The 24,813-nt window shown below is 60.1% G+C and carries 23 protein-coding genes; 2 read left to right on the top strand and 21 right to left on the bottom strand.

Going from position 1 to position 24,813, the window contains the following annotated elements; translation table 11 throughout:
- Window positions 1-137 precede the first annotated feature (137 nt).
- Complete coding sequence (locus ACPV0M_RS00555; RefSeq protein WP_425621067.1) at window positions 138-758, bottom strand: hypothetical protein; 621 nt, start codon at window positions 756-758, stop codon at window positions 138-140.
- Between the two features lie 258 nt (window positions 759-1,016).
- Here ACPV0M_RS00555 and ACPV0M_RS00550 point away from each other — a divergent pair, with 258 nt between their 5' ends.
- Window positions 1,017-1,322, top strand: a complete 306-nt coding sequence (locus tag ACPV0M_RS00550) for a zinc-ribbon domain containing protein (protein ID WP_425622225.1) — start codon at window positions 1,017-1,019, stop codon at window positions 1,320-1,322.
- Between the two features lie 287 nt (window positions 1,323-1,609).
- Here ACPV0M_RS00550 and ACPV0M_RS00545 read toward each other — a convergent pair whose 3' ends face one another.
- Both ACPV0M_RS00545 and ACPV0M_RS00540 read right to left on the bottom strand, forming a co-directional pair.
- Window positions 1,610-2,242, bottom strand: coding sequence for an N-acetylmuramoyl-L-alanine amidase (locus ACPV0M_RS00545; RefSeq protein WP_425621066.1), 633 nt, complete (start codon window positions 2,240-2,242; stop codon window positions 1,610-1,612).
- A gap of 601 nt (window positions 2,243-2,843) precedes the next feature.
- The gene (locus tag ACPV0M_RS00540; RefSeq protein WP_425621065.1) at window positions 2,844-4,082 is read right to left on the bottom strand and encodes an IS110 family transposase; all 1,239 of its coding nucleotides are present in this window, start codon (window positions 4,080-4,082) and stop codon (window positions 2,844-2,846) included.
- Window positions 4,083-4,475: 393 nt separating this feature from the next.
- On the opposite strand from ACPV0M_RS00540, the gene ACPV0M_RS00535 reads away from it, so the two are divergent.
- On the top strand, window positions 4,476-5,798 hold the full coding sequence (locus ACPV0M_RS00535; RefSeq protein WP_425621064.1) for a radical SAM protein: 1,323 nt from the start codon (window positions 4,476-4,478) through the stop codon (window positions 5,796-5,798).
- Between the two features lie 51 nt (window positions 5,799-5,849).
- Here ACPV0M_RS00535 and rimI read toward each other — a convergent pair whose 3' ends face one another.
- The 18 genes from rimI to ACPV0M_RS00445 all read right to left on the bottom strand — a co-directional run bounded on the left by rimI (window position 5,850) and on the right by ACPV0M_RS00445 (window position 24,738).
- Entirely contained in the window at window positions 5,850-6,305 is a 456-nt protein-coding gene (rimI, locus tag ACPV0M_RS00530) for a ribosomal protein S18-alanine N-acetyltransferase (protein WP_425621063.1), read from the bottom strand.
- Entirely contained in the window at window positions 6,296-7,003 is a 708-nt protein-coding gene (gene tsaB / locus ACPV0M_RS00525) for a tRNA (adenosine(37)-N6)-threonylcarbamoyltransferase complex dimerization subunit type 1 TsaB (RefSeq protein ID WP_425622224.1), read from the bottom strand. The genes rimI and tsaB overlap by 10 nt, the downstream gene beginning before the upstream one ends.
- A complete protein-coding gene (tsaE, locus tag ACPV0M_RS00520; RefSeq protein WP_425621062.1) occupies window positions 6,990-7,472 on the bottom strand; it encodes a tRNA (adenosine(37)-N6)-threonylcarbamoyltransferase complex ATPase subunit type 1 TsaE in 483 nt (160 codons plus the stop codon). Before tsaE ends, tsaB begins: the two co-directional genes overlap by 14 nt.
- The gene (thiL, locus tag ACPV0M_RS00515) at window positions 7,469-8,485 is read right to left on the bottom strand and encodes a thiamine-phosphate kinase (protein ID WP_425621061.1); all 1,017 of its coding nucleotides are present in this window, start codon (window positions 8,483-8,485) and stop codon (window positions 7,469-7,471) included. Before thiL ends, tsaE begins: the two co-directional genes overlap by 4 nt.
- Window positions 8,486-8,597: 112 nt before the next feature.
- Complete coding sequence (gene thiC / locus ACPV0M_RS00510) at window positions 8,598-9,899, bottom strand: phosphomethylpyrimidine synthase ThiC (RefSeq protein WP_425621060.1); 1,302 nt, start codon at window positions 9,897-9,899, stop codon at window positions 8,598-8,600.
- Entirely contained in the window at window positions 9,817-10,962 is a 1,146-nt protein-coding gene (locus tag ACPV0M_RS00505) for a thiamine phosphate synthase (RefSeq protein ID WP_425621059.1), read from the bottom strand. The genes thiC and ACPV0M_RS00505 overlap by 83 nt, the downstream gene beginning before the upstream one ends.
- A gap of 392 nt (window positions 10,963-11,354) precedes the next feature.
- Window positions 11,355-11,558 (bottom strand): hypothetical protein, encoded by a 204-nt coding sequence (locus tag ACPV0M_RS00500; RefSeq protein WP_425621058.1) that lies wholly within the window; start codon window positions 11,556-11,558, stop codon window positions 11,355-11,357.
- Between the two features lie 182 nt (window positions 11,559-11,740).
- Entirely contained in the window at window positions 11,741-12,790 is a 1,050-nt protein-coding gene (locus tag ACPV0M_RS00495) for an S-layer homology domain-containing protein (RefSeq protein ID WP_425621057.1), read from the bottom strand.
- Window positions 12,791-12,997: 207 nt separating this feature from the next.
- The gene (locus ACPV0M_RS00490; RefSeq protein WP_425622223.1) at window positions 12,998-14,125 is read right to left on the bottom strand and encodes an amidohydrolase; all 1,128 of its coding nucleotides are present in this window, start codon (window positions 14,123-14,125) and stop codon (window positions 12,998-13,000) included.
- Between the two features lie 51 nt (window positions 14,126-14,176).
- Complete coding sequence (locus tag ACPV0M_RS00485; protein WP_425621056.1) at window positions 14,177-14,902, bottom strand: gamma-glutamyl-gamma-aminobutyrate hydrolase family protein; 726 nt, start codon at window positions 14,900-14,902, stop codon at window positions 14,177-14,179.
- Between the two features lie 132 nt (window positions 14,903-15,034).
- Window positions 15,035-16,336, bottom strand: a complete 1,302-nt coding sequence (glnA, locus tag ACPV0M_RS00480) for a type I glutamate--ammonia ligase (protein WP_425622222.1) — start codon at window positions 16,334-16,336, stop codon at window positions 15,035-15,037.
- A 133-nt stretch (window positions 16,337-16,469) separates the two neighbouring features.
- Window positions 16,470-16,823, bottom strand: a complete 354-nt coding sequence (locus ACPV0M_RS00475) for a YmaF family protein (RefSeq protein WP_425621055.1) — start codon at window positions 16,821-16,823, stop codon at window positions 16,470-16,472.
- A gap of 122 nt (window positions 16,824-16,945) precedes the next feature.
- Window positions 16,946-17,686 carry a hypothetical protein gene (locus tag ACPV0M_RS00470; protein ID WP_425621054.1) on the bottom strand — a complete coding sequence of 247 codons (741 nt, stop codon included), beginning with the start codon at window positions 17,684-17,686 and terminating at the stop codon, window positions 16,946-16,948.
- A gap of 243 nt (window positions 17,687-17,929) precedes the next feature.
- The gene (locus tag ACPV0M_RS00465) at window positions 17,930-19,528 is read right to left on the bottom strand and encodes a glutamate synthase-related protein (protein ID WP_425621053.1); all 1,599 of its coding nucleotides are present in this window, start codon (window positions 19,526-19,528) and stop codon (window positions 17,930-17,932) included.
- On the bottom strand, window positions 19,525-20,631 hold the full coding sequence (locus ACPV0M_RS00460) for a hypothetical protein (RefSeq protein WP_425621052.1): 1,107 nt from the start codon (window positions 20,629-20,631) through the stop codon (window positions 19,525-19,527). Before ACPV0M_RS00460 ends, ACPV0M_RS00465 begins: the two co-directional genes overlap by 4 nt.
- Before the next feature lie 352 nt (window positions 20,632-20,983).
- Window positions 20,984-22,321, bottom strand: coding sequence for a glutamine synthetase family protein (locus tag ACPV0M_RS00455; RefSeq protein WP_425621051.1), 1,338 nt, complete (start codon window positions 22,319-22,321; stop codon window positions 20,984-20,986).
- A gap of 167 nt (window positions 22,322-22,488) precedes the next feature.
- A complete protein-coding gene (gene glnA / locus ACPV0M_RS00450; RefSeq protein ID WP_425621050.1) occupies window positions 22,489-23,820 on the bottom strand; it encodes a type I glutamate--ammonia ligase in 1,332 nt (443 codons plus the stop codon).
- A 330-nt stretch (window positions 23,821-24,150) separates the two neighbouring features.
- Window positions 24,151-24,738 (bottom strand): ANTAR domain-containing response regulator, encoded by a 588-nt coding sequence (locus ACPV0M_RS00445; protein WP_425621049.1) that lies wholly within the window; start codon window positions 24,736-24,738, stop codon window positions 24,151-24,153.
- Window positions 24,739-24,813 lie beyond the last annotated feature (75 nt).

Below are 24,813 nucleotides of genomic sequence, written 5' to 3'. Positions count from 1 at the left end.
CGGATCGTTAAAGGGGATTTGGCTTTGCCAAATCCCCTTGTCCTCAATAGCCCTTCTTAACGCTTAATGCTTAATGCCTAATGCTTAACGCCAAACACTGCCCAATACCCAAGTATACTTACGACCGGGAACAAAGTTCACGAGTTTAGCAAGAAGGACCTGATGCTAGCCCACCTGGCCAGAACATCCGGCACGGGCGGTACGACCTTGTTCAGCTTTTCAACCAGCGTGTTGATGACCGTCAATCTGCGGTGGCCTTTCGGCGCACCGGCCTCAGCAACAAGAGCGTCGAGGTGTTCCAGCAGAAACCGGCTTAAAGGAACGTTGGCTGCCAGCAGTTCATCCAGCAGGAGGCGAAACTCGGCGGCAACATCCCCGTGGCCGCCTTTCTTGAGGGTGCGGATGCTGGCATAGAGGGCCGAAATATACTCGGCCGCCTCCTGTGCCCCTCCCGGGGCTTCCCCCTCCGCCGCGACGGCCCGCAGGCCGCCGTGCTCGTCGAGGGCCTGCCCGGCCCCGGGCAAAAGCCGCACCCGCTTCAGCTCGTCGTGATAGTTGTACTCCGGGACAATCAAGCCCTTGGTCTCCAGCGCCAGGGCAACCCTCTGTAATTGGTCTTCTTTGAAACCCTGTTTCCGTATTTTCTTGACGGGGATATCGATTTCCGAGACGTCCGCCTCGGGATGTTCACGGGCCAACTCTTCCAAGGCCTTCAAACAAAACGACAAGAACAGGGCTTCCTGATTGCTGATCTCCATGCCGCTTGTCCCTCCTTTTCCCTATTTTAACCCGGCAAAGAAACCCAAGAAAAGAAGTTAATAAAAAAGAGGGTGCATTTGATTATTAATCAAAAAATATTGCTTTTTTTTGCCGTTTGGAGTATACTAATTCTGCCTCTAAGGTTCCAACATCCAGGCTTGCCCGGGGCTATCTCTCTCGGTGGGGAAATGCTGGTGACTGGTGTGGCCCGTGGTGTGACTTTGGAGAGACTAATGTTTTCAAGGAGAGATAGTTTGGTGTTCGAAGACAAGACACTGCAGTGTAGGGACTGTGGAGCGGAGTTCGTGTTTACCGCAGGTGAACAGGAATTCTACGCGGAAAAAGGGTTTGAGAACATGCCCGCGAGATGCCCGCAGTGCCGTGCAGCCCGTCGGAACAGCCGGAGAATGTCCGGCGGAATGGGTAACGGACCCCGTCAGATGTACCCCGCTGTATGCGCCCGCTGTGGTGCCGAAACCCAGGTGCCGTTTGAACCGACCGGCAGCAAGCCTGTCTACTGCATGGAATGCTTCCAGGCAAACCGTTCAAGATCAAATTACTAATTCGGTACTGAACGCGACTTCCAGGCCAGTGTGAAGAAAAACACTGGCCTTTTCTTTTAAGGCTGGTTATCCAGGTACGCGCCGAGGCTTTTGCCGCAGCGAACGTTGGGGAGTGAATCAAAAATACGCAGTGAGCCGGGGAACCCGGCACTCAATTGACACAGCGTCAGCCCCAATGCGTCGGATACTTTTCTTTTTATACTAGCTCGGATCCGGGCTGGTATTGCTTATTCAGTTGAGTGCCGGAGTGTGAAGGAATGCCGAGGAAGGACACAAGCACTTAATAATCAGAGGTCGAGGTAGATCGTCCGCGTCGCCTCATCCCAGTGAAGGCGCTTGGCTTTAACGGCCTCGGCGAAGGACCTGATCTCCATGTAACCTCGCCCCTCGATCAAAACCACCGGTACACTGGTGGGCTGGCCGTTCAGGACGAGACGCGGCGGCAGAGGCGGGGGCGGAGCGTTGTACTTTTTCTTGACCTGCTCCAGCGGGAAGAGCTTTCCCGGGCAGAGCGTGGCCTGGAATTCACCGTGCCCTCCGACCGTCAGGTTGGGCTTTAAGTCCTTCAGGTAGGGCAACAACAGGTCGAGAGACTGCATCTGCGCCAGGGTCGGCGGTCTGCGTTCAAAATGCCCTGCGAAGCACACCCCCCAGGAGCGGTCGTTATAGCCAAGCGTATGTGCTCCCCGCGTGGCAAGCGGCCTGCCGGCCTGGATAATGCCGTCCTGCTTGATGAAGAAATGATAACCGACCCCGGCCCAACCCCTTTCCTGGTGCCAGCCGTGGACGGTCATAACGTCAAGCCGGGGATCATCCGACGCGGCGTGGTGGATAATGATATACTCCACCGCCTGCAGGGACATGGGCTCGAGCGGACCTTTAAAAGTGCCTTTAAACTCCTCGACGGGCGGCTGAGTCATATCTTGTTCGCCTCCCCCAAAATTCATGTTGCACCGGTTGTTTTTTCTTCCATCCTATGCATAGATATTATTGGGCGGTCCAGTCCGTTTCTTTATAAACTACTACGCAGGGCTCGAACCCCAATCTGCGGCGACCGGATAAGATCCTTGGCGTGAATGCGGCAAGGGAAGCCCTGCCGGTTGAATTGCGGCTGGAATAGCGGCTTGCTGCAAGCGCCCGACGAATATTAGAATGAAAAGAAAACTTTGCGCCGAATCCGGGTTTTAGCTATCCCAACAGCTAACTTTCCCGCGATTTCAGTTCCAGGTATGCGCCAAGAACCGTCAATACCCGCAGTTATCCGCTAAAAGCCGGATGGTTGCGGGTATTTGTTTTTGGCGCCGATGTCGCAACAAAGGCAGAGGCGGTCACCCAGGACACGCTGCCGGCGTCAGCCGTTCCAAATTACTGCTTGACTGAAGCCTTACGGTGATATGTCAAGGGCCGGGGATCAAAATTTTTTAACGGATCTTTGAAAAAGAGCAACAACCAACTAAGCTTGTTTCCAGAGACAAATGGGAAAAAGCAACATTAATGGGAGTATCAATTGTCAACTAGGTTTTAAATGATCCTCCTCTGCACTTGGGGCATGTATAGTTGGTTGCTGCGTAGCAGAGCATCAACCACCCGCACGAGTTTTCGTGCGGTAAGGACTAAAGCACGGCGATGGTGGTGAGTGGTACTCTCTTTAAACTTACGGGCGTAGAACTCGGCAAACTTGGGATCACGGATACGAACGTTGTTGGCGGCCAGTACAAAGTAACTGCGCAAGTAAGCGTTCCCGGTTTTGGTAAGCGGCGTGTCGTCGGCTTCAAAGTCGGCTGACTGGTCTTTCCGCCAGGTAAGGCCGGCGTACTTGGCAAGAGCCTTCTCGTTATCAAACCGGTGGATGTCGCCGATCTCGGCGATCAAGCCGGCAGCGCATACAGGCCCGATGCCCGGCATTGACTGCAAAGTGTTCTGAAAGTGTGACAGCTCTTTCTCAATCGCTTTGTCAATATCCTTGACCTGCCGTTCCAGGGTGCGGATGGTCTGCAAGCTGGTGGCCAGGATCAGGTTCACGGGCTTTAAAAGGCTGCCGTGTAGCTTATAGGCGGAACTGGCGGCATGCTTGAGAGCCTTGGCGGTGGCTTCGGGGTTGGAGAAATTACTCTTTCCCTTCTCCATCAGGATATCGATCAGTTCATCCAGCGGTCGTGCCGCAATCTCTTCCGGAGAAAGGAACTCGGTCAGAATCGCCTCCGAGGCGGCCCCGAAGGTATCGCTCAGCACCTTGTTCTGACAGATGGTATTGAACTTGAAAAACAGGTTACTCAGAAAGTAGTTCTTCTCGCGGGTGATAGTTTGAATCAGGTGGTGGCGGAATCTGGTTAGTCTCTGCAGGGGCAGGTAGCGGAAGTCTACCTGGCAGCTCTCGGGCAGCCGCCCGAACCTGAGTCGGTCGGCGATCACCAGGCAATCGAACCAGTCGTCCTTCCGGATGTCGACGTATTGCTTTCTGAAGTTGGCGATCACCTTGGGATTGAAGACATACACCTGGGGGTGGAAGGGAACTAACGAAGTCTCGCCGGCCAGGTGCATCTGCAGGTGCCAGCCATAAACAGAGGTAGCCTCCAGGCCGATGCGCAGGGAATCAACATTATTAGCACTACAGATTTCGATCAGATACTTGACGAAAGATTCAGCTCCCGGATCATCATTTTTGGCGCGGAAACGCTTGGCAATCTCCTCGCCTTCCGCATCAAACATCCGGGCTTTGAAATCTTTCAGGCTGACATCGATACCGACAAACATTCTCACTTGCTTCACCTCCTTCCGGTGAAGGAATGGCGCAAGATTATGCGGGGTCCCAGGCACCATAACCGATCAACAGCCTCGCCGAAACCAACGCTTTCCTGTCAAGACCTTGCTCTATCCAATCTGCTACCATTAGACAGGATCTTGAGAGGTTGCGCAACTTACGTGTTAGGGGTACAGGTTACGGGCTGGGGGTCAGGCTTCAAATGAGGTCGAACCTCAAGGGGGAGCATACCTTCCCAGAACATAATCTCACGACTACATTTTGACTGGGACCCCGACAAAAGTGAATACGAAATTTCCAGTTTTCAAAGAGCGTTCTTGATCCCTGTTGGGCTTTCTTTAGTGGATCGATGATCAGGGGGTACAAAACTATCATACGAGGGGGTATGGCAAGTGTTGAGAATCGGGGAAAAAGTCATTCAACAAGGTCTCAACTACCTGGCCCGCAATCCGGAACATAACCTGGGGTCACTGCTGGACTGGGCGGAACGCCTGGCCCTTAAGGATAAGCACAAGCAGCAAATCCGCCTGGCCCGGGAAAAGCTCTCCGACCCGGAAAGTAACTGGTACCGACTCGCCTGCCGCGTGCTGCGCGAGGTGCAGCCGAAAAGCAGGGACTGCCTGGTGCGCAACTTCTTTATCAATTCCTGGTTTCACGGCATCCCGCGGCAGCGGGAGGTCTCGGAACGGGAAGGTTTCAATGTCCCCTACACCATTCTGATCGACCCGACGGCACGGTGCAACCTGCACTGCCTGGGGTGCTGGGCCGGGGACTACCACCAGCGGGACGAGCTGGACCTGGCGACCCTGGACCGCATTCTGGCCGAGGCCCGTGACCTGGGGATTTACTTTATCGTCTACTCGGGGGGCGAGCCGCTTTTACGCCGGAAAGACCTGCTGACCCTCGCCCGCAAGTACAACGACATGGTTTTCCACGCATACACCAACGGCACCCTGGTGGATGCGGACCTGGTCCGCGAACTCGCCGAGGCCGGCAACTTCACCCTCGCCTTCAGCGTGGAAGGTTTCCGGGAGGCTACGGACTCCCGGCGGGGGCAGGGTGTTTTCGATCGGGTGATGGAAAGCATGGACCTGATGCGGGCGGCCGGGCTGATCTTCGGTTTTTCAGCCACCTACACCCGCCGCAACACCGAAGAGCTGGCGTCGGACACCTTCATCGACCTGATGGTGGAGAAGGGATGCCTGTTCGGCTGGCTTTTCACCTACGTGCCCGTCGGGAAGGACGTGGATAGGACCCTAATGGCGGCGCCGGCGCAGCGCGAGCTGATGTACCGCAAGGTGCAGGAGTGGCGCGAGACCAAACCGGTCGCCGTGTTCGATTTCTGGAACGACGGGGAGCTCACCCAGGGCTGCATCGCCGGCGGGCGCCGCTACTTCCACATCAACGCGGCCGGGGAAATCGAACCCTGCGCCTTTATCCACTATGCCAGCGGAAACATCAAGAACATGTCGCTGGCGGACGCCCTGCGTTCGCCTATCTTCCGGGCCTACCAGAAACGGCAGCCCTTCAACAACAACATGCTGCAGCCCTGCCCGCTGATCGACAACCCGCTGGCCCTGGCCGAGATCGTCCGTGAATCGGGGGCCTACCCGACCCAGGTACACGCCACGGACGCGGTCGAAACGGCCGAAGCGCTTTTGGACTATGCCGAGCAGTGGGCGGAGCGGGCGCGCACCCTGAACACCGAGACCTAACGTTAAGAGGTGGGATGTGGGAAGTCAGAAGGGCGATGCTTTTCAACGTCCTCAGGGGGTGGTAAGTCCTTGTTTCCACATGATAATCGCATCTTCGTCGTTGTCCTGGTAGTAGCCCTTGCGGACGCCTGCCTCAACGAACCCCAGGCGGGCGTAAAGCTGTCGGGCCACGGTATTGGAAGGGCGCACCTCGAGGGTCATGCACCTGGCCCCGCGGGCCACGGCGCGGCGCATTAATTCGAGCATCAACGCTTTCCCGATCTTCATCCCCCGGTAGTCGGGGTGTACGGCCACGTTCGTGACGTGGGCCTCGTCGAGGACCATCCAGGCGCCGCCGTAACCGATGACTTTGCCCTCGTGCACGGCCACGACGTATTCAGCCAGATCGTTGTAAAGGATCTCGAATTCAAAGGTCTGCCTCGGCCAGGGGGTGGGGAAGGACTTTTTTTCTAATTCCTCAATGGCGTCGAGGTGCTCGACCCGCATGGGTTCGAAAGTCACCCGCATCTGCTGTCCTCTCCCTTGCGGCCCCCCTGCCACGTCAACTCGGCCTGGGATTTGCGCAGGTATCGGGCCGCCAGTGTCAACGGGTCATCTTTATCTCCCCTGCCCAATCGTTCCTGACCCATCAGCGCGACCGTTATCCCGCGGGGCTGGTGGAAAAAAAGAGGTGCCGTCGTTACGGCCAGCCCCTGAGCGGCAAGCTCCCGTACGTACAGGGGGGCGGCTTCGCCGACGCATACCACCGGCCCCAGGGTAGCCGCCAGCAGCTTGCTGAGGCCGTTAACGTCGACGTTGACGGGACCGAGGCCGGGACTGGGCTTGCCCGCGTAGACAGCCGCATAGACCTCCCCCTTGCGGGCGGGAACCATCGCGCAGACGGCGTCGCGGCAGTGCTGTACCAAAGGGAACGCCAGGACGTCGAGGGAGCCGACGCCGGCGACAGGGACGTCCAGGGCCTGGGCCAGCGTCTTGGCCACGGCCAGCCCGATACGGAGCCCGGTAAAGGAACCCGGCCCCGCCGAGACGGCGATCCCAGCGAGGTCGCTCCGAAAAAGGCGCAGGTCTTCCAGGAGCCCGGAAATCAGGGGCAGGAGCTTGACGGAGTGAATCCTGGCCCCGGTCAGCGACCTTTCCCCCAAAATGCGCGATCCGTCAACGAGCCCCACGCTGCAGACGGGCCCGGAGGTTTCAATCCCCAGCACATACAACCCTTTTCAACTCCTCCACCAGTTGCTCGTAACGTTGGCCGCGGGGCATGAACCGGAAGAGCCGGCTGTTTTCCCCCGTACGCTCGACAGTTATGTCGAGGCGCTCCCCGGGTAGCGTTTCGGCTACCCTATCGGCCCATTCGATGAGCGTAACGCCGTCACCTTCAAAGTATTCTTCATAGCCCAGAAAGTTCATTTCATCGGCGTCTTCGAGGCGGTAAGTGTCAAAGTGGTACAGCGGCAGGCGGCCGCTATACTCGTTAATGATGGTAAAGGTGGGGCTGGTGACTGATCCCCTGACCTGCAGCCCTTTGCCTATGCCCTGGGCAAAGGTCGTCTTGCCCGCTCCCAGCCCGCCCTGGACGGCCAAGACGTCGCCCGCCGCCAGCAGGCTGCCGAGGCGTTCCCCCAGCGACCGCGTCTCTTCGGGTCCCGCGGTCGTAACCTCAAAAAAGTCGGTCATTCCATGTCCCTTCCATCCGCCGGAAAATGGCTGTAACCCCCGGGCCGCAACTCCCGCAGCCCGTCGGGCGTCTGCAGCAGCCGGCGGCCGTCGGCGGTGATCTTCCCTATCCAGCAGCACGAAAGGCCGGCTTCCGTCATCAGCCCCTCCAATTCCCCGCCGGTCTCCGGGGAGGCCGTGAAGAGCAGCTCGTAATCCTCGCCGCCGTACAACACCCATTCCATGGGGTCCATCCCCGTAACCCGGGCCAGCTCCGCCGCCGCGGGCGCCACGGGCAGGGCGGCGGCCTTGACGACACACCCTACGCCGCTGGCGTCGCAGATGTGGCCGAGGTCGACGGCCAGCCCGTCGCTTAAGTCGGCCGCGGCCGTAACGCAGCCGGAGCCGGCGAGGATGGCTCCCGCGGCCAGCCTGGGTTCGGGGCGCAGGTGGGCCTTCCTGAGCGTGTCCGCGATAGCGGGCGGCAGGTTGCCAACCGGGTGCTGCAGGAGATGGAGACCTGCGCCGGAAGCGCCCAGCGGCCCGGTCACCCCGATACGGTCCCCCGGGCGGGCGCCCGACCGGTACAGCACGCCTTCCGGGGCCGCCTCGCCGATTACCGTCAGGTTGATCACAACGGCTTGGGGGCTGCGCACGGTATCGCCCCCAGCCAGGCTTACCCCCCAGCGGCCGGCGGACTCCAATAATCCGGCATAAAACTCGTCGATGCCCTCCACTTCCGTTGAGGGAGGCAGGCCGAGGGCGATGACCGCCCACAGCGGGCACCCGCCCATGGCGGCGATGTCGCTCACGTTGACCGCCAAGGCTTTATGGCCGAGGTCCCGCCAGCCGGCGTAAGCGGTATCGAAGTGCACTCCTTCGACCAGCATGTCGGTCGTCACGAGCAGGGTCCTGCCTCCGAGGCGCAAAACTGCCGCGTCGTCACCGATGCCTTTAATCACGCCCGGTCCGGCGGTTACCCGGCCCGCCCAGCGGGCGATCAGGCCGGACTCCCCGATCTCACCCAAACGCATAAGCGCTACCTCATCTGAACCCCGAATGCTTAATGGTGAACACCGCATTGAACCCTACCCGCACCCATAAGCTCCTGCATTGGGCATTGAGCGCCCAGTGCCCAGCGCTTAATCAGCACTTCTCCGGTTTTTTGTTCAAGTAATCCGCGACCAGCTTCATGGCGCAGAACTCCCCGCACATCGTGCATTCCTCCCGGGCGGGCTCCGGGTTGCGCTGTCCCCGGTAGCGCCTGGCCTTTTGCGGGTCGATCGCCAGTTCGATCTGGCGCTCCCAGTCAAAGGACTTCCGCGCCCGCGACATGGCACGGTCCCAGTCCCGGGCACCCGGGACGTTTTTGACGATGTCCGCAGCGTGTCCCGCGATGCGTGCGGCGACGACCCCCTCACGCACGTCCTCGAGCGTGGGCAGGCCCAGGTGTTCGGCGGGGGTCACGTAACAGAGAAAATCAGCCCCGGCCGCCGCGGCGACGGCGCCCCCGATCGCGGAGGTGATGTGGTCGTAACCCGGGGTCACGTCGGTGACCAGGGGCCCGAGCACGTAGAACGGGGCGCCCTTGCAGAGGACCTTCTGCAGCTTGATGTTCATGGCGACCTGGTCCAAGGGCACGTGCCCCGGACCCTCGACCATCACCTGGACCCCGCGTTCCCAGCAGCGGTCGACCAGTTCGCCCAGAACCAGCAACTCCTGGATCTGCGCGCGGTCGGTGGCGTCATCCAGGCACCCCGGGCGCAGCCCGTCCCCCAGGCTCAAGGTCACGTCGTAGGCCAGGCATATGTCCAGGAGACGGTCGAATTGCTCGTACAAAGGGTTTTCGCGCCCGTGATGGAGCATCCATCCGGTGAGCATCGAACCCCCGCGACTGACGATGTCGGCGATACGCCCCTGCCTGCGCAGCCTCGTTATCGCCTCCAGCGTCACCCCGCAGTGGACCGTCATAAAGTCCACCCCGTCCGCGGCGTGTGCCTTGATGACGTCAAAAAGCTCGTCGGGCGTCATGGCCACGATGCTGCCGTGGCGCGCCTTGGCCTCTACGGCTGCCTGGTAGATGGGCACAGTACCCACCGGCACCGGGCAGCGGGCGATGATCTCCTTGCGAATCTCGCTCAGGTCGCCGCCCGTGCTGAGGTCCATCACCGCGTCGGCGCCCGCCTCCAGCACGGCCTCCAGCTTGGCCAGTTCGTCGGCAAGGGACCTAAAACCGGTTGAGGTCCCGATATTGGCGTTCACCTTGGTCCTCAGGCCCGCGCCTATACCCCGCGCTTTCAGTCCGCGGTGGTTTTTGTTGGCGGGGATCACGACGCTGCCGTCGGCCACCCCGAGGCGTATGCTTTCAACGTCGACCCGCTCGTCGGCCGCCACCTTTTCCATCTCGGGGGTGATCCTGCCTTGACGGGCCTGGAGCATCTGGGTCATGCCTGTTCTGCCTCCCTTCAGTCCTTGCAACATTCAGAAATTCTTCTTCGATAATGGCGCAGAGTTTGCCGGTTGCCGCAGCGATATCGGCCGCCCCGAAACAGGCGCGGACGACGGCCAGCTGCCGGGCGCCGGACCGGACGACCGCACGGGCGCTGGCGGCGTCGATGCCTCCGATGGCTACGAAAGGAATGCTTACGCGACGCGCCACGGTTCGCACGAGGTCCAGTCCCACCGCCCGGTACTCCGGCTTGGTGGCCGTGGGGTAGACCGGACCAACACCTATGTAGTCGGCTCCGCCCTCTTCAGCCGCCAGGGCCTGCTCCAGGCTATGGGTGGAAACGCCGATGATGAAACCGGGTCCCGCCACCTGCCGGGCGTCCGCAAGAGGAAGGTCGTCCTGCCCCAGGTGGACCCCGTCGGCCCCGCAGGCCAGGGCGATGTCGAGGCGGTCGTTGACGATAAACAATAAACCCATCTCCGCGGTGAGTTTCCGCAACTCGCGCGCGAGGGGAAGGATCTCGCCGGCCGGCGCCTCCTTCTCGCGCAGCTGGTAGATGTGCGCGCCTCCCCGGGCGGCCTCGCGGACGGCCTCGAGCAGGGAGCGCCCCCCCGTATCCGCCCTTCCGCCAATGACGTACAGCCCAGGCCTTGAAAGAGCGGCCCTGCGGGCCTCGGCCGCGAATTCCTTTTCAAGGGTATAGGCTTTGAAGCGTATCTCCTTCAGCGCGTGGGCCAGTTCCCCATCAAATGTTCGGGCCAGTTCCTCGAGGACCCTGACGGCCTCCTGGACCCTCTTCCAGTTGGGCCCGGCCAGGTCGCGGCGGGGCCGTTCCTCGACCTCGCCGGCCGTGCAGTCCCCGGCGGCGTCGCGGGCAAGGAGGAGGGACCGCCGCCCGCCGGGAAACCTTGCCTCCAATTCGGAAAGCCGGTGGCGGAGATCCTTGACCCGGAGGGTCAGTTCCCGGTCGTTAAAAACAAACCTCGCCGTCTCCTCGGCCACGCGGAGGCCCTCACGGGCGCGGTTGAAGTTGACGTCGGCGATCCTGGCCCACTCAAACACGCTGACCACTCCCCAAGCCCGGTACTCAGCACTCGGCAATCAGACCCGAAGGTTATTAAAACAGCAATTCCCGTACGTCCCGGCACTAACTAAAGGGAGTTCAGTTACAGGTGGGTCTAATATCTGTTTCTCAAAGACTAACGGTTAGCTGTAAATGTAATGATCTTTAAGTTGAGTGCCGGGGAGTCCAACAACCAACTACTGACTACTGGCTACTGCAGAATCCGCAAGGATTCTGCCAGCAAGGCATGTTTCAACTAGTGTACCACAATTTACTTTAATTAGTCATTGTACCGCAGAACGTTGGGGCTGCAAACCAAGACCCTCAAACAAAAGCGGCCCCGGGGGGGCCGTTTAAAGAAAAGTATAAGTGCGGTAAAGCGTCGGCCGGCCTAACCGCCGAACAGGCGCTTCCACAGCCGTCCCAGGAAGGACTGGGACCCGGGTTGGGGCTGCGGCTGCGGTTCGGGTTGTGGTGTCGGCTCGGCTTTGGCGGAACTCGATACTGCCTGAGTTGTTTCGTTCTTTGGAGCGGAATGGCGGGCAATCATGTCGGCGATGTTGCGGTCGATCATCTCTTTATAGTTGACGGTCATAGCTCACCCTCCTTACCAGAATTAACGATATAAGCGAGGGCTCTTGCAAAGACTATACCGTTTCCATTACTATAACATATTGTAGAAAGGTTCCAAAATGGCCTTGCCGGATGCCTGGCATGTAAAAGGGCCTCCCTACGGAGGCCCAGCTTCGTTTTTCGCAGGCTGGCTATTCTTCGGCTTCACTCTCCGCCGGTGTCGCCGCCGGCGTCCTCCTCGCTGCTCTCATCATTGCCGTCGCCGGGATCCTGCTCCGCATCGTCCCCGGCATTCTGATCCGTGTCATCCCCGCCGTTCTCACCGGCCCGGTCGTCGATGATCCGCGAAAGGATGGCCGCCAGTTCCGCGCGCGTGATGCGGCTGTTGGGATTGAAGTTGCCGTTCGGGGCCCCTTTGATGTACCCCGCGTTGTACATCGCGATCAGGTAGGGCAGGTCTTCGGGGCTGATCAGGAGGCCGTCCTTGAAAGGCACGTTCGAGACGTCGATCCCGCTGATGTCCAGGTTCAAAGCCTTGGCCACCGCTACGGCGACCTGGGCGCGGCTGGCCTGAACGTGAGAGTGGAAGCGGTTCAGGTTGATGACGCCTTTCATCGCCGCCTTCTTAACCTGCCCTTTCGCCCAGGCCGGGACGCCTTCCAGGTCTTCCTCGTCCACGTCCTCGTCTTCCTCAGCCGCTTCGTCTTCGCCGGCACTTTCATCCGTCTCATCCTCGTCTTCATCCACGGCGTTGCCGTCGTCCACCGCAATGGACATCACCAGCGAGACGGCCTCGGCCTGGGTGACCGGGCTCTCCGGCCGGAACCTGCCGTCCTCGTAACCGTTTACTACGCCGAGAGCGGCCAGCTTTTCGATACTTTCCTTAGCCCAGTGGTATCGGGTGTCGGAAAACCCGCCCAGTTCAATACCGGCCTTGATGATAGCGTCGTAGGCCGCCAGCTTGGCCCGCAGCTCCGCAAGGACGTCGCCTTTCATCTCAAGGCCGTTCCGGCCGAGCTCCAGCTTGCCGTTCGCCGACTTGTACTCGATCTTGCCGTCCCTGATTTCGAATACCACTTCGCCATCCTTGATTTCGATTTTCCCGTCCTTGACCTCCAGTTTGAACCTTTCTTCAGCCGCCTTGGGCTTTTCAGGCTTGTCCTGCCCCTTGCCGGGCTTGGCGTAAGCCACTCCCGCATTCATCCCAGCGATAAAGAAGACCATCGTTACCAGTGCCAACAGCCGCTTCAACATAGTTCACTCCTCCCCTGCAAGTTTTGTCTTTATTTTCGCACTTGGTCAGCATCGTTTGGTGGGCAAGAGGGTCTGATTACCGTAGGACGAAATTCCTAAATTTCGCGTAGGACCCCACGGCCTTGGGCCAGGTATCTTATTTCCGCACGGGTATATCGGAATTCACAAAGATGCTTTGTCCAAAGTCCTGGAAAGCACGAAAGGCGGCTAGCAAACCCGAAATGCAAGCTTCCCTTCCACGAAAGTAAACTCGACCCTTGAGCGGATGTCGAAAGGATCTCCCGACAGGACAATAAAATCGGCGTCCTTGCCGGGTTCAAGGGTCCCCATCCGGCCGTCGACCCCCAGGATGCGGGCGGCGTCGCGCGTTACGGCCGCCAGGGCCCTTTCCTCGGGAAGGCCCCCGCGCACGGTCAGCAACGCGGAGAGACCGAGGTACTGGATCGGCACCACCGGGTGGTCGGTCATGACGGCGAAGGTCACCCCGGCTTCGGCCACCCGCCGGGCGTTCTCGATGGTCAGGCCCTGCATTTCGGGCTTGGCGCGCTGGGTGATGATCGGGCCTAGGACCACGGGCACGGCCTCGCGGGCCAGCAGTTCGGCCACCTTGTACCCCTCGGTGGCATGCTCGATGACCAAGTCGACCTCGAATTCCCTGGCGATGCGCACGGCCGTGGCGATGTCGTCGGCCCTGTGGGCGTGCAGCCGCAGGGGAATCTCCCGCCGCAGCACGCGGCCCAGGGCCTCCAGTTTCAAATCTCTGTCCGGCGGGTCGGCCTTCCCGGCCTGCGCCCGCTCAAGCTTGCGGAGATAATCCCGGGCCTGCGCCAGAGCCGTCCTTAAGATGGCCGCGCTGGCCATCCGGGTCATCGGTGATTTTTTCTCCCGGCCGTAAACGCGCTTGGGGTTCTCGCCGAAGGCCGCTTTAAGCCCGGCGGGGAACTTGACGATCATCTCGTCGACGATCCGGCCGGCCGTCTTCAAAACAACCATTTCCCCACCGACAACGTTGGCGCTCCCCGGACCCGTGCAGATCGTCGTAACGCCGCCGGAAAGGGCGTCGGCGAAACCGAGGTCCTGCGGGTTGACGGCGTCGATCGCGCGCAGGTGCGCCGTAACCGGGTCGCTGGCCTCGTTGACATCGTCGCCCTCTTCACGAAAGACTTCCTCTTGTACACCCACGTGGCAGTGGGCGTCGATCAGCCCGGGCATGACCACCTTGCCCCGGCCGTCGATCACCGCAGTACCTTCAGGGACGGGCACATCCTTCCCCACCGCCTTGATCCGGCTGCCTTCAATCAGCAGCGTCCCTTGCCGGATTTCTTCTCCCGCCATCGTCAGGATCCGGGCATTGATCACGGCTGTAAACGGAGATTCCACATCGCATCACTCTTTCCTTGATCTTTTATAAGCTGCCGCAACAAACCGCGCGAACAGGCGGTAATGCGCTGTTTCCCGTTCCCACATCACCTCGGGGTGCCACTGAACCCCCAGCGCAAAACGCGCATCCGGCCCGTGGTATTCGATAGCCTCAATGATTCCGTCAGCCGCCCAGGCTACGGCCCTGAAACCGGGAGCGACATCGCGCACGGCCTGGTGGTGAAAACTGTTGACCCTCAGGCTCGTTCGTCCGGTGATGTCCGCAAGCAGCGATTTGGGCAAGATTTTAACGCCATGCGTAGCATACCACCGCGGGGCTTCCTGGTTGTGCTTAATATTCGCGACGGCTCCCCGGATATCCTGGTAGATGTTTCCCCCCGCGGCGATGTTAAGGACCTGGAGGCCCCGGCAGATCCCCAAAACGGGCAAGCCCGCCGCCAGGGCCATCTGCGCGGCGGTGATCTCCATCCGGTCGCGCTCGGGCGTAATCTCACCCGTCCCGGGCAGGGGCTCCTCGCCGAAGAAGAGCGGGTCGACGTCGCCGCCGCCCGAGAGGAGCAGCCCGTCAACCCGTTCCAGGATAGTACGGACCGCCTCCGCATCCCTGACCGGGGGCAACAGCACGGGACTTCCGCCCGCACTCTCGATCGCCCGGTAGTAATAATCGGCCAGGAACACCCTCCCCAGAGCGCTGTCCTGCGCGCAAGTGATGCCGATAACGGGCAAAGCCACCAGCCTCCTTACAGTTTCAGACCCTACAAAAACATTCCTTAAAAATAGATACACACCCGGGGTCCCGGGTGTGCTTAATATTGGCTTCTCATTTCTATTCCGACTACCGACTACTAACTGCTGACTACTGAATTAGAACTTGGTCAGGTACTCCTCCAGCTCCCACGGGTGGACCTGCACCCTGTACCTGTCCCACTCGATCATCTTCGCTTCGAGGTACCTGTTGAATACGTGCTCGCCCAGGGCGTAACGCAGGACGCCGTCCCGGGCAAGCTCCTGGAGGGCCTCGCGCAGGTCCTCCGGAAGGTTTCCGATCCCCAAGGCCTGGCGTTCCTCCGCGGGCATGTGGTAGATGTTCTGGTCACACGGCGGCGGGGGGGCGATCCGGTTCCTGATGCCGTCCAGACCGGCTTGCAGGCAGACCGCCAGGGCCAGGTAGGGGTTGCAGGACGGGTCAGGGCTGCGCAGCTCGATGCGCGTCGAGGCGCCGCGCTTGGCCGGGATGCGGATCAGCGGGCTCCGGTTCCGGTAGGACCAGGCGATGTAGACCGGGGCCTCGTAGCCCGAGACCAGCCGCTTGTACGAGTTGACCGTCGGGTTGAGGATGGCCGTCAGGGCCCGCGCGTGCTGCATAATCCCGCCGATGTAAAACCGGCAGACATCGCTTAACTGGGTTTCGTGAGAGGGATCGAAGAAGGCGTTTTCCCCGTCCCGCGCCAGGGACTGGTTGAGGTGCATGCCCGAGCCGGCCGTGCCGAAGAGAGGCTTCGGCATAAAAGTAGCGTGCAACCCGTGGCGCTGGGCGACGGTGCGGACCACCCATTTAAAGGTCAGGATTTTGTCGGCGATATCCAGCGCGTCGTCGTATTTGAAGTCGATCTCGTGCTGCCCGGGGGCGACTTCGTGGTGCGAGGCCTCGATTTCAAAGCCCAACTGCTCCAGGGTCAGGATCATGTCGCGCCTGGCCTCTTCGCCGAGGTCCACCGGCGCCAGGTCGAAGTAACCCGCCCGGTCGTGGGTGTGCGTGGTCGGGCGGCCGTCCTGGTCCACGTGGAAGAGGAAAAACTCGGCCTCCGGTCCCACAAACATGGTGTACCCCAGCGCCTCGGCATCCTTTATCGCCCGGCGCAGAACGTAACGCGGGTCGCCCTCGAAAGGGGTCCCGTCGGGGTTGTAGATGTCGCAGATCAGCCGCGCCACCGTGTTGCCGTTCTGGTTGTGCCACGGGAAAATGACGAACGTGTTTGGGTCCGGCCGCAGGTACATGTCCGATTCCTCGATGCGCACGAAACCCTCGATCGAAGACCCGTCGAACATCAGCTCGTTGTTCAAGGCCTTGTCCAGCTGCTCGACGGTGATCGCCACGTTCTTCATCACGCCGAAAATATCCGTAAACTGGAGGCGGACGAACTTGACCCCGTACTCCTTGGCCATCTTGCGGACATCGTCCGGAGAATACTTCTGCACCGGCCACACCCCTCGATGTTTTTAGCCCGGAGGCTTTACGTAGGTAATATACCACATCTGGCGCGGCCGGAAAAGGCTGACATCAGGAAACCGCACCCGCTCAATCCCCGGGCAGCGGCTCGCGGGACAGCGCGTTCGGGCCCGCTGAGGTATAAAAGCGGAAGCTGTGCGTGTGCTGCGCACCGCCATCCTGCCCATTTGCAGACGAACTTACGCCCTGGCACAGGTGAACGTGTTCAAACTCCGAGATCTTAATGGACAGTCCCGTTAGAAATGACAGATAGTGCAGGTGAAAGCCATTAAAGCTGGTGAAGTTCAGGAGCACCTCGTGCACGTGCCCGTCGCCGGCCTTTATCGCGGGGCCCGTCATCCCGCTGATGCGGTGGGTATGAGAGTCTTTAACGCCAAGGGTGCAAGAAAACTCGTGGTTGTGCTGATTGATCACCTGGCACATATACGCCCCCCTGTCGCTTTAGGCTCATGCTATCACTATATGAACAATCCCGGCAGGTGCTACCAAATTAGGTTGTAGGTCATAAGCCGTAGGGGTGGGGGCAGGCTGCAGGGTAGCCGCGCTTACACCGCGTATAACCGCCCGTAAGGCCGGTGCGACACCGGCAGCAGCTTCACAAACGGCTCCTGCCGGATTTCCTCGTAGCGGCAGCCGAAATAACCGGCGTAGGCCCTGAGCAGCGGCTCCAGGACGGCCTCATCCCCGTCTTCGAGGTTGAAAACCTTGACCTCTTTGCCCAGCGTATATTCATCCACACCACCGCGGAGGTACATAACGCCCCCGTGCATGCCGGTGCCCAGGTACTGTCCGGCCAGCGGTTCCCCCGGCCGCCGGTTGAGTCCCAGCACCACGAGGACACCCCCCGCCATGTATTCCCCCAGAAAGTTGCCAGCCGTTTCACCCACGACGATGGCCGGGACCTGGTCGCGGTACTCCTTCATGTGGATGCCCACGCGAAAGCCCACCTTGCCGCGGACGAACATCCGGCCGCCCCGCATGGCGTAGCCGAGGACGTCCCCGGCATCGCCATGGACGACGATCAACCCGTCATTCATAGTGTTGCCGATGCCGTCCTGGGCGTTGCCGCGGACCACGATCCGCGGCCCGTCCATGAAGACCCCGAGGTCGTTGCCCGGCACCCCGTGGATGTTGATCCGCACCTTGCTGCTCAAGCCCGCCCCTATATAGCGCTGGCCATTGATGTTGTAAAGCTCTATCTCCGCAACGCCGTCCTGGACGGCCGCCCTGATTTTTTCATTGAGAGGCCTGTAGTGCAAGCCCTTCGCATCAATCTCCAACAACATGGTTTTTCCCCCTTGCAGTAACGCAACATCCATCAGCCACGTTCCTGACATCGACTACTGGCACCTAACAGCACTCGGCTGCCAGCACTCAAATTGATGGATGTTTCCAATTCCAAACGCTGAACGCTGAATGCCTAAAAGGCTCAGCACTCAACTCGGAGAACTAGCCGAACACTGAACGCTCAGTGCTATTAAGTCCAACAGCCAACTACTAATAACTACCGCTGAATCCGAAGGATTCAGCTACACTCCTTCTCCCGCCGGCTTTACGCCCAGAATCCGGAGATCGGTATTGCTCAGGCCGATGCCCCGGAGACGCAGGCGATTACCGCGCAGGCTTTCCACGGCGTTGGTCCCGAGGGCGCCGAGGATTTCCTTGAGTTCCAGCGACCAGCCGCGGATCAGGTTGACGACCCGCTGCGCACCTTCCTCGGGATCGAGCCTCCGGGTCAGTTCCGGCCGCTGAGTGGCGATGCCCCAGTTGCACTTTCCGGTATAGCACTTCTGGCAGAGGTGGCAGCCCAGAGCGATCAGGGCCGCCGTACCGATGGCGACGGCGTCGGCGCCCAGGGCCAGGGCCTTGGCAACATCGCCGCTGTGGCGGTAACCCCCGGCAGCGATGATCGAAACGCGATTGCGGATGCCTTCCTGGCGCAGGCGTTCGTCAACAGCCGCCAGGGCCGCTTCGATGGGGATGCCGACGTGGTCGCGGATGACCATCGGCGCCGCCCCCGTGCCGCCGCGGAAGCCGTCGATGTAAATGATGTCCGCTCCAGCCCGGGCGATGCCGCTGGCAATCGCGGCCACGTTGTGCACGGCGGCGATCTTGACGGACACCGGCTTAGTGTAGGCGGTGGCTTCCTTAATGGCGAAGATCAGCTGCCCCAGGTCCTCGATCGAATAAATGTCGTGGTGCGGAGCCGGGGAAAGGGCGTCCGACCCGACCGGGATCATACGGGTCTGCGAAACCTCCTCGTTGACCTTTTCACCGGGCAGGTGACCGCCGATCCCAGGCTTGGCCCCCTGGCCGATCTTAATCTCTACGGCTGCGGCGCGATTGAGGTAGCCCGCATTGACCCCGAAACGCCCTGAGGCGACCTGGACGATGGTGTGCGCGCCGTAAGGATACAGGTCCTCATGCAGGCCGCCCTCGCCGGTATTCCAGTATATACCGCACTCCTTGGCCGCCATGGCCAGGGCTTTCTGTACGTTCAGGCTGACGGCCCCGAAAGACATGGCCGCAAAGACGATGGGCGTTTCCAGCTTTAGCTGGGGAGGCATCTTCGTCTTGAGCTCGTAAGTGCCGTCCGGGCGCGCCGCCACTTCCACGGCGTCGGGTTTGGTGCCGAGATAGGTCCGCAGTTCCATCGGCTCGCGCAAGGGGTCGATGGACGGGTTGGTGACCTGGCAGGCGTCGAGGACCAAGTGGTCGTAGTAGCTGAAGTAAGCCTTATCGTTGCCGCTCGAAGTGAGGACCATACCCCCGGTTTCAGCCTGCATCCAGATCCCCTTCTGGTAATGCGGCAGCCAGTGATGGTTTTGCTTGTAAGCCAGCGGGTTAGGTACGACCGTAATCGCACCCTCCGGACAGTGGGCCACGCAGTAGTGGCACTGCACGCACTTGCTGCTGTCGGTGAGAACCCGGTCGATGTCGTACTTCTCTTCCTGGTAGATTTTCCGCAGCGCCTCCAGGTCGGACCCGGCAAACCTGAACGGCTTCGCCCAGACGCTATGCGTGAAACTGAAGACGCCGAAGGCACAGCCGTTGACGCACGTCCCGCACCGCTTACAGCGGCTGTGGTCTATCTGAACAAGAAATTCCGGCGGCAGAAAGCTCTTCATTGAACCGCGCCTCCCTCTAGATCAACAATCAGTGGTTCCCCGGCATGTACGGCCCACACCTCGTCGAGATCGCCCATAATGTTGCGCATGGCGCTCTCTTCGCTGGCCATCAGCACAAAGTCGCCCTTCCTGGCCGCTACGAGAGGCCGCAGCTTGATGCGGTCGTTCAGGCCGATCATCCCCCTGCTGTGCGAGACAATGATGCTGAAAGGCCCGTTGACCAGCGCCGGGGCGTACACCTGGCGCAGGGCCGTGTACAAGGCCCGCTCTTCTTCCGGCATGCGGTCGATGTCGCGCCAAAAGGGCGAGGCCAACACCCGGCAGACCAGCGGCAGCGGTAGACCGTGGCGCCGGTGCAACAGGTCGAACAGGTAGGCGATCACCTCGGTGTCGGTCTGGAGTTCCAGGCGGTAGCGGAACATCTCCAGGTAGCGCTTGTTGATCCCGTAAGAAGAGACCTCACCGTTGTGCACCACCGACCAGTCGAGAAGATTAAAGGGATGGGCGCCGCCCCACCAGCCCGGAGTGTTCGTCGGAAAGCGGCCGTGCGCGGTCCACAGGTAGCCCTCGTAATCTTCGAGCCGGTAGAAGCGGGCGATGTCCTCGGGGTAACCGACCCCTTTGAAAACGCCCATGTTCTTGCCCGACGAGACGACAAAGGCCCCGGAGAACCGGGTGTTGATCTTCATGACGGTGCGGGCCACGAACTCATGCTCGTCGGGGATGCTGCACTGCATAACGCAATCCCTCTTGGGCGTGGCGAAATAGCGCCACAGCAGCGGGGTGTCGGTGATCGCCGTGACCGTCCGCGTGGGGATGGGCTCCGCCCGGTCGATATCGAACACCCGCTGCAGGTAGGCGTCGACGTCGATCTTCGCCTGTTCGCTCTCGTACAGCAGATGGATGGCGTAATGGCCGGCAAACTCGGGGTAGATGCCATACCCCGCGAACCCCCCGCCCAGGCCGTTTGAACGCTCGTGCATGCAGGTTATCGAACTGGTAATGGCCTCGCCGTTGATGCGCCGGCCTTTAACGTTCAAGATGGCGCTGACCGCGCAGCCCGATGGTATCCTGATATTTCCTTCCCTCATTAATTCGTTCATTAAACACACTCCTCCAAGCTGAATCCTTGCGGATTCAGCGGTAGTAAGTCGTAGGTAGTAAGACTCCCCGGCACTCAACTAAGCGAGTTAAGTTGCAGGTAGATCTAGTTTTGTAGCATCTCGAAGACTGACAGTGGCTCTAAATGTAATGGCTCTTCGAGTTGAGTGCTGAGCCGTTCGGGAATTGCGAATATACATCCTTGCGGATTCAGCGGTAGCCTGCAGTTAGCTGTCAGACTTAATGGCATTCAGCGTTCAGCATTCGGAATAGAGTTAACCGGACTAAGTTATTATCCGAGTGCCGACAGCCAACGCTGAGTGCACGGGCGAAGCCCGCATTTCGCGCTCCGCTTTAGTAAAGGGTGAGGTAGCGTTCTATCTCCCACGGGTGGACCTGCACCCGGTAGCTGTCCCACTCCGCTTTTTTGAGCTTGATGAAACGCTCGTAGACGTGTTCGCCGAGCGTCTCTCTCACCAGCGGGTCGGCCTCCATTGCCTCGATCGCCTCTTGCAGGCTTCCGGGAAGCCTGCCGATACCCAGTTCCTCCCTACGTCGGTCAGTCAGCTCGTAAAGGTTTTCGTAGCAAGGCGGGGGCGGCAGTTCGCCTCGTGCCAGGCCGTCGAGCCCGGCACGCAGGCATACGGCCATAGCCAGGTAGGGATTGCAGGACGGGTCCGGGCTGCGCAGTTCGATCCTCGTGTTAAGACCGCGTTCAGAGGGAATGCGGATCAGGGGGCTGCGGTTCTGAAAGGACCAGGCGATGTCGGTCGGCGCCTCGTAGCCTGGTACCAGGCGCTTGTACGAGTTCACGGTGGGATTGGTGACGGCCGTGATCCCGCGGGCGTGCTGCAAAAGCCCGTTGATAAAGTAAAGGGCTTCCGTACCCAATTCGTCCTCCCCGTAAGGGTCGTGGAAAATGTTACGCGTATCGTCCTTAAACAGCGACTGGCTGATGTGCATGCCCGAACCGCAGATGCCGCCGATGGGTTTGGGCATGAAGGTAGCATGCAGGCCGTGGCGCTGGGCGATCGTGCGCACCACGAACCGGAAAGTGGCGATCTTGTCGGCCGTCGCCAGGACATCGTCGTACTTGATGCGGATCTCGTGCTGCCCGGGGGCCACCTCGTGGTGCGAGGCCTCGATCTCGAAGCCCATCTCCTCAAGAATGATGACCATTTCGCGCCGGGCCTCGCTCCCCAAGTCATTGGGAGTGGCGTCGAAGTAACCGCCGCGGTCCTGCGTGGTTAAAAGCGGCCGTCCTTTCTCATCGAGGTGGAAGAGGAAAAACTCGGCTTCCGCCCCGACTTTGTAAACAAAGCCCAGCTTTTCCGCTTCCAGCCGGGCCCGCTTCAGAACCTGCCGGGGGTCGCCGGCAAACGGTTCACCTGTTGCCGTGTAAACGTCGCAAATCAGCCGCGCCACCGCCCCGTTCCGGGGACGCCATGGAAAAATAGTGAAAGTCGAAGGGTCAGGGCGCAGGTACATGTCGGATTCCTCAATCCGCACAAAGCCCTCAATCGATGAGCCGTCAAACATTAGTTCCCCCGCCAGGGCCTTGTCGAGCTGGTCCACAGTGATCGCCACGTTCTTGAGCACGCCCTGCAGGTCGGTGAACTGCAGGCGAATGAACTTGACACCGAACTGTTGTACCAGCTCCCGCACGTCTTCGGGCGATAGCCAGGCAGCCAATCTAAACACCACCTCGTGAAGATTGGAAAAGCGCGGTCAGGAACCGGGAAAAGGACATTGGAAGCTGTAATGGTGTCCTGGTCCCTCACTGCGCTCTTCCCAGGAGAGAAGAAGAAGTCTCCCCACCGGGAATGCTCCCGGTGAGGAGGACAGGATGGCAGCAATAACTAAAACTTTTCCAGGTACTGTTCAACCTCCCACGGGTGGACTTGTACCCGGTATTCGTCCCATTCCTTGCGCTTGATCTCCAGGAACTTCGTCAGGACGTGGTCGCCAAGCGCCTTCTTAACAACTTCGTCCTTTTCCAGTTCGTTAAGAGCCTCTTCCAGACTGCCGGGCATGCTGGCCACGCCCATATCCCAGCGTTCTTGCGGGCTCAAGTGGAAGATATCGCGCTCCACGCGTTCGGGCGGGGCAATCTTGTTCTTGATGCCGTCCAGACCGGCGGCCAAGGCGACCGCCAGGGCCAGATACGGGTTGCAGGCCGGGTCGGGATTGCGCAGTTCCACCCGGGTGGACAGCCCGCGCTTGGCGGGAATACGGATGAGCGCGCTGCGGTTGCCCTGCGCCCAGGCCAGGTATACCGGCGCCTCGTAACCGGGAACCAAGCGCTTGTAAGAGTTGACCGTCGGGTTAGTCACCGCGGCAAAGCCGCGGGCGTGCTTCAACAGGCCTCCCACGTACCAGTAGCATTCCTGGCTCAGCTGGTCCGGAGCTGAAGGGTCGAAAAAGGCGTTTGTGCCCCCCTTGAACAGCGACTGATTGGTGTGCATCCCGGAACCGTTGATGCCGTAAATCGGCTTCGGCATAAAGGTGGCGTGCAGACCATGCCGCTGAGCCAGGGTGCGCACCACGAACTTGAAGGTTACGATCTTGTCGGCCACGTCCAGGGCATCCGAGTATTTAAAGTCGATCTCGTGCTGCCCGGGAGCAACCTCGTGGTGGGAGGCCTCGATCTCGAAGCCCATCTCTTCCAAGGCCATCACCATTTCGCGGCGGGCGTTCTCGCCTTTGTCCACCGGCGAAAGGTCGAAGTAGCCGGCTTTGTCCTGCGTCTCGAGAAGCGGGCAGCCGTCGGAGTCCACGTGGAAGAGGAAGAATTCCAGTTCGGGGCCGGCGTTCATGGTGTAACCCAAAGCGCGCGCCTCGCTAAGCACACGCTTTAAGGTGTTCCGCGGGCATCCCGCAAAGGGAGCGCCGTCCGGAGTGTAGATGTCGCAGATCAAGCGCGCCACGGCTCCGTCTCTCGGGCGCCAGGGGAAGATGACAAACGTCTTGGGGTCCGGGCGGAGGTACATGTCGGATTCCTCGATCCGGGCAAAGCCGTGGATTGATGACCCGTCAAACATCAGTTCGCCATCCAGGGCTTTTTCCAGCTGTTCCACCGGGATGGCCACGTTCTTCAGCACACCCAGAATATCGGTAAACTGGAGCCTGATAAACTTGACGCCTAGCTGTCTGCACTTTTCCAGGATCTCCTGTTTGGTAGCCTGTTCCATGAGAGTTCTCCTCCTTTAATTTGACCCCTCAAGGTGCCCGAAAAAAGCAAGCCTTTAAAAGGGGTATTCTAACCCACCTTCTAAAGGCACCGTTGCCTTCCCGGGATGCACTCCGTTATGCCTCACCGGGCTATTCACTTAAATGTACCGGCATTCAGCGTTCAGCATTCGGGTTAAAACCCTTAGTCTAAGCGCCGGATGCTCGACGCTGAGTGCGCCCGGCACTCAACTCGAAGAACTATTACACTTAGGGCTAACAATTACTCCTCAAGACGTTAACAGATTAGATCTGCCTGCAATATCAATTCCTTCAGTTGAGTGCCGGGTATTTCAGCTTTCATTAAGCTGGTGCGCCAGGATGATCGCTTCCGCAACCGCCCTCATCGAGAGGCGCTTGTTCATGCTTTGCTTCTGGATCCTCCTGAAGGCCTCGACTTCCGAGAGACCGAGCGTCTCCATCAGTATGCCCTTCGCCCTCTCGACGGTCTTGCGGGTTTCCAGCGTATCCTTTAGCGAACGGATTTCGCCTTCCAGGCGCGTAATCTCGCGGTAGTTGTTGAGCGCAATTTCGATGACGGGAATAATTGTCTGTTCGTCGACCGGTTTAACGACAAAACCAAAAACCTGCGCATCCTTCGCCTTCTCCAGCACATCCAGGTTGTACGCGGTACAGGTCAGGACGACAGGGGCCAGCTTGTCGTCGTGGACGATGCGGGCCACCTCCAACCCACTCATTCCGGGGAGGAAGGCTTCGGTGATGACCAGGTCCGGTTGCCGCGAACGGATCAGCTTGATGGCGGTGATGCCGTCCTCGGCCTCACCGATGACCAAGTAGTCCGCCTTTGCCAGCGTCGCCTTCAGATTCTTGCGCCAGTGAGCATCAGGCTCAACCAGGACGACGCGCTGCTGCCTGGGCACAAGGGCCTACCTCCTCCGTTTAACTAAGTATTCCCCGGCAAATAAAAACGCCCCTTGGAACCGCGCGAGCGCGGT

The sequence above is a fragment of the Desulfosceptrum tomskiensis genome (genome assembly GCF_049818055.1).
In the GTDB taxonomy this organism is placed as follows: Bacteria; Bacillota; Desulfotomaculia; order Desulfotomaculales; family JASEER01; genus JBFLVT01.
Note: the sequence above shows the minus strand (reverse complement) of the source record. Positions and strands in the feature narration are given on the sequence as shown.

Excerpts from the sequence above, each read along its gene's own strand:
- ACPV0M_RS00555 (WP_425621067.1), bottom strand. The coding sequence starts at position 758 with ATGGAGATCAGCAATCAGGAAGCCCTGTTCTTGTCGTTTTGTTTGAAG.
- ACPV0M_RS00545 (WP_425621066.1), bottom strand. The coding sequence starts at position 2,242 with ATGACTCAGCCGCCCGTCGAGGAGTTTAAAGGCACTTTTAAAGGTCCG.
- rimI (WP_425621063.1), bottom strand. The coding sequence starts at position 6,305 with ATGCGGGTGACTTTCGAACCCATGCGGGTCGAGCACCTCGACGCCATT.
- tsaE (WP_425621062.1), bottom strand. The coding sequence starts at position 7,472 with ATGACCGACTTTTTTGAGGTTACGACCGCGGGACCCGAAGAGACGCGG.
- thiL (WP_425621061.1), bottom strand. The coding sequence starts at position 8,485 with ATGCGTTTGGGTGAGATCGGGGAGTCCGGCCTGATCGCCCGCTGGGCG.
- thiC (WP_425621060.1), bottom strand. The coding sequence starts at position 9,899 with ATGACCCAGATGCTCCAGGCCCGTCAAGGCAGGATCACCCCCGAGATG.
- ACPV0M_RS00500 (WP_425621058.1), bottom strand. The coding sequence starts at position 11,558 with ATGACCGTCAACTATAAAGAGATGATCGACCGCAACATCGCCGACATG.
- ACPV0M_RS00495 (WP_425621057.1), bottom strand. The coding sequence starts at position 12,790 with ATGTTGAAGCGGCTGTTGGCACTGGTAACGATGGTCTTCTTTATCGCT.
- ACPV0M_RS00490 (WP_425622223.1), bottom strand. The coding sequence starts at position 14,125 with ATGGCGGGAGAAGAAATCCGGCAAGGGACGCTGCTGATTGAAGGCAGC.
- glnA (WP_425622222.1), bottom strand. The coding sequence starts at position 16,336 with ATGGCCAAGGAGTACGGGGTCAAGTTCGTCCGCCTCCAGTTTACGGAT.
- ACPV0M_RS00475 (WP_425621055.1), bottom strand. The coding sequence starts at position 16,823 with ATGTGCCAGGTGATCAATCAGCACAACCACGAGTTTTCTTGCACCCTT.
- ACPV0M_RS00470 (WP_425621054.1), bottom strand. The coding sequence starts at position 17,686 with ATGTTGTTGGAGATTGATGCGAAGGGCTTGCACTACAGGCCTCTCAAT.
- ACPV0M_RS00465 (WP_425621053.1), bottom strand. The coding sequence starts at position 19,528 with ATGAAGAGCTTTCTGCCGCCGGAATTTCTTGTTCAGATAGACCACAGC.
- ACPV0M_RS00460 (WP_425621052.1), bottom strand. The coding sequence starts at position 20,631 with ATGAACGAATTAATGAGGGAAGGAAATATCAGGATACCATCGGGCTGC.
- glnA (WP_425621050.1), bottom strand. The coding sequence starts at position 23,820 with ATGGAACAGGCTACCAAACAGGAGATCCTGGAAAAGTGCAGACAGCTA.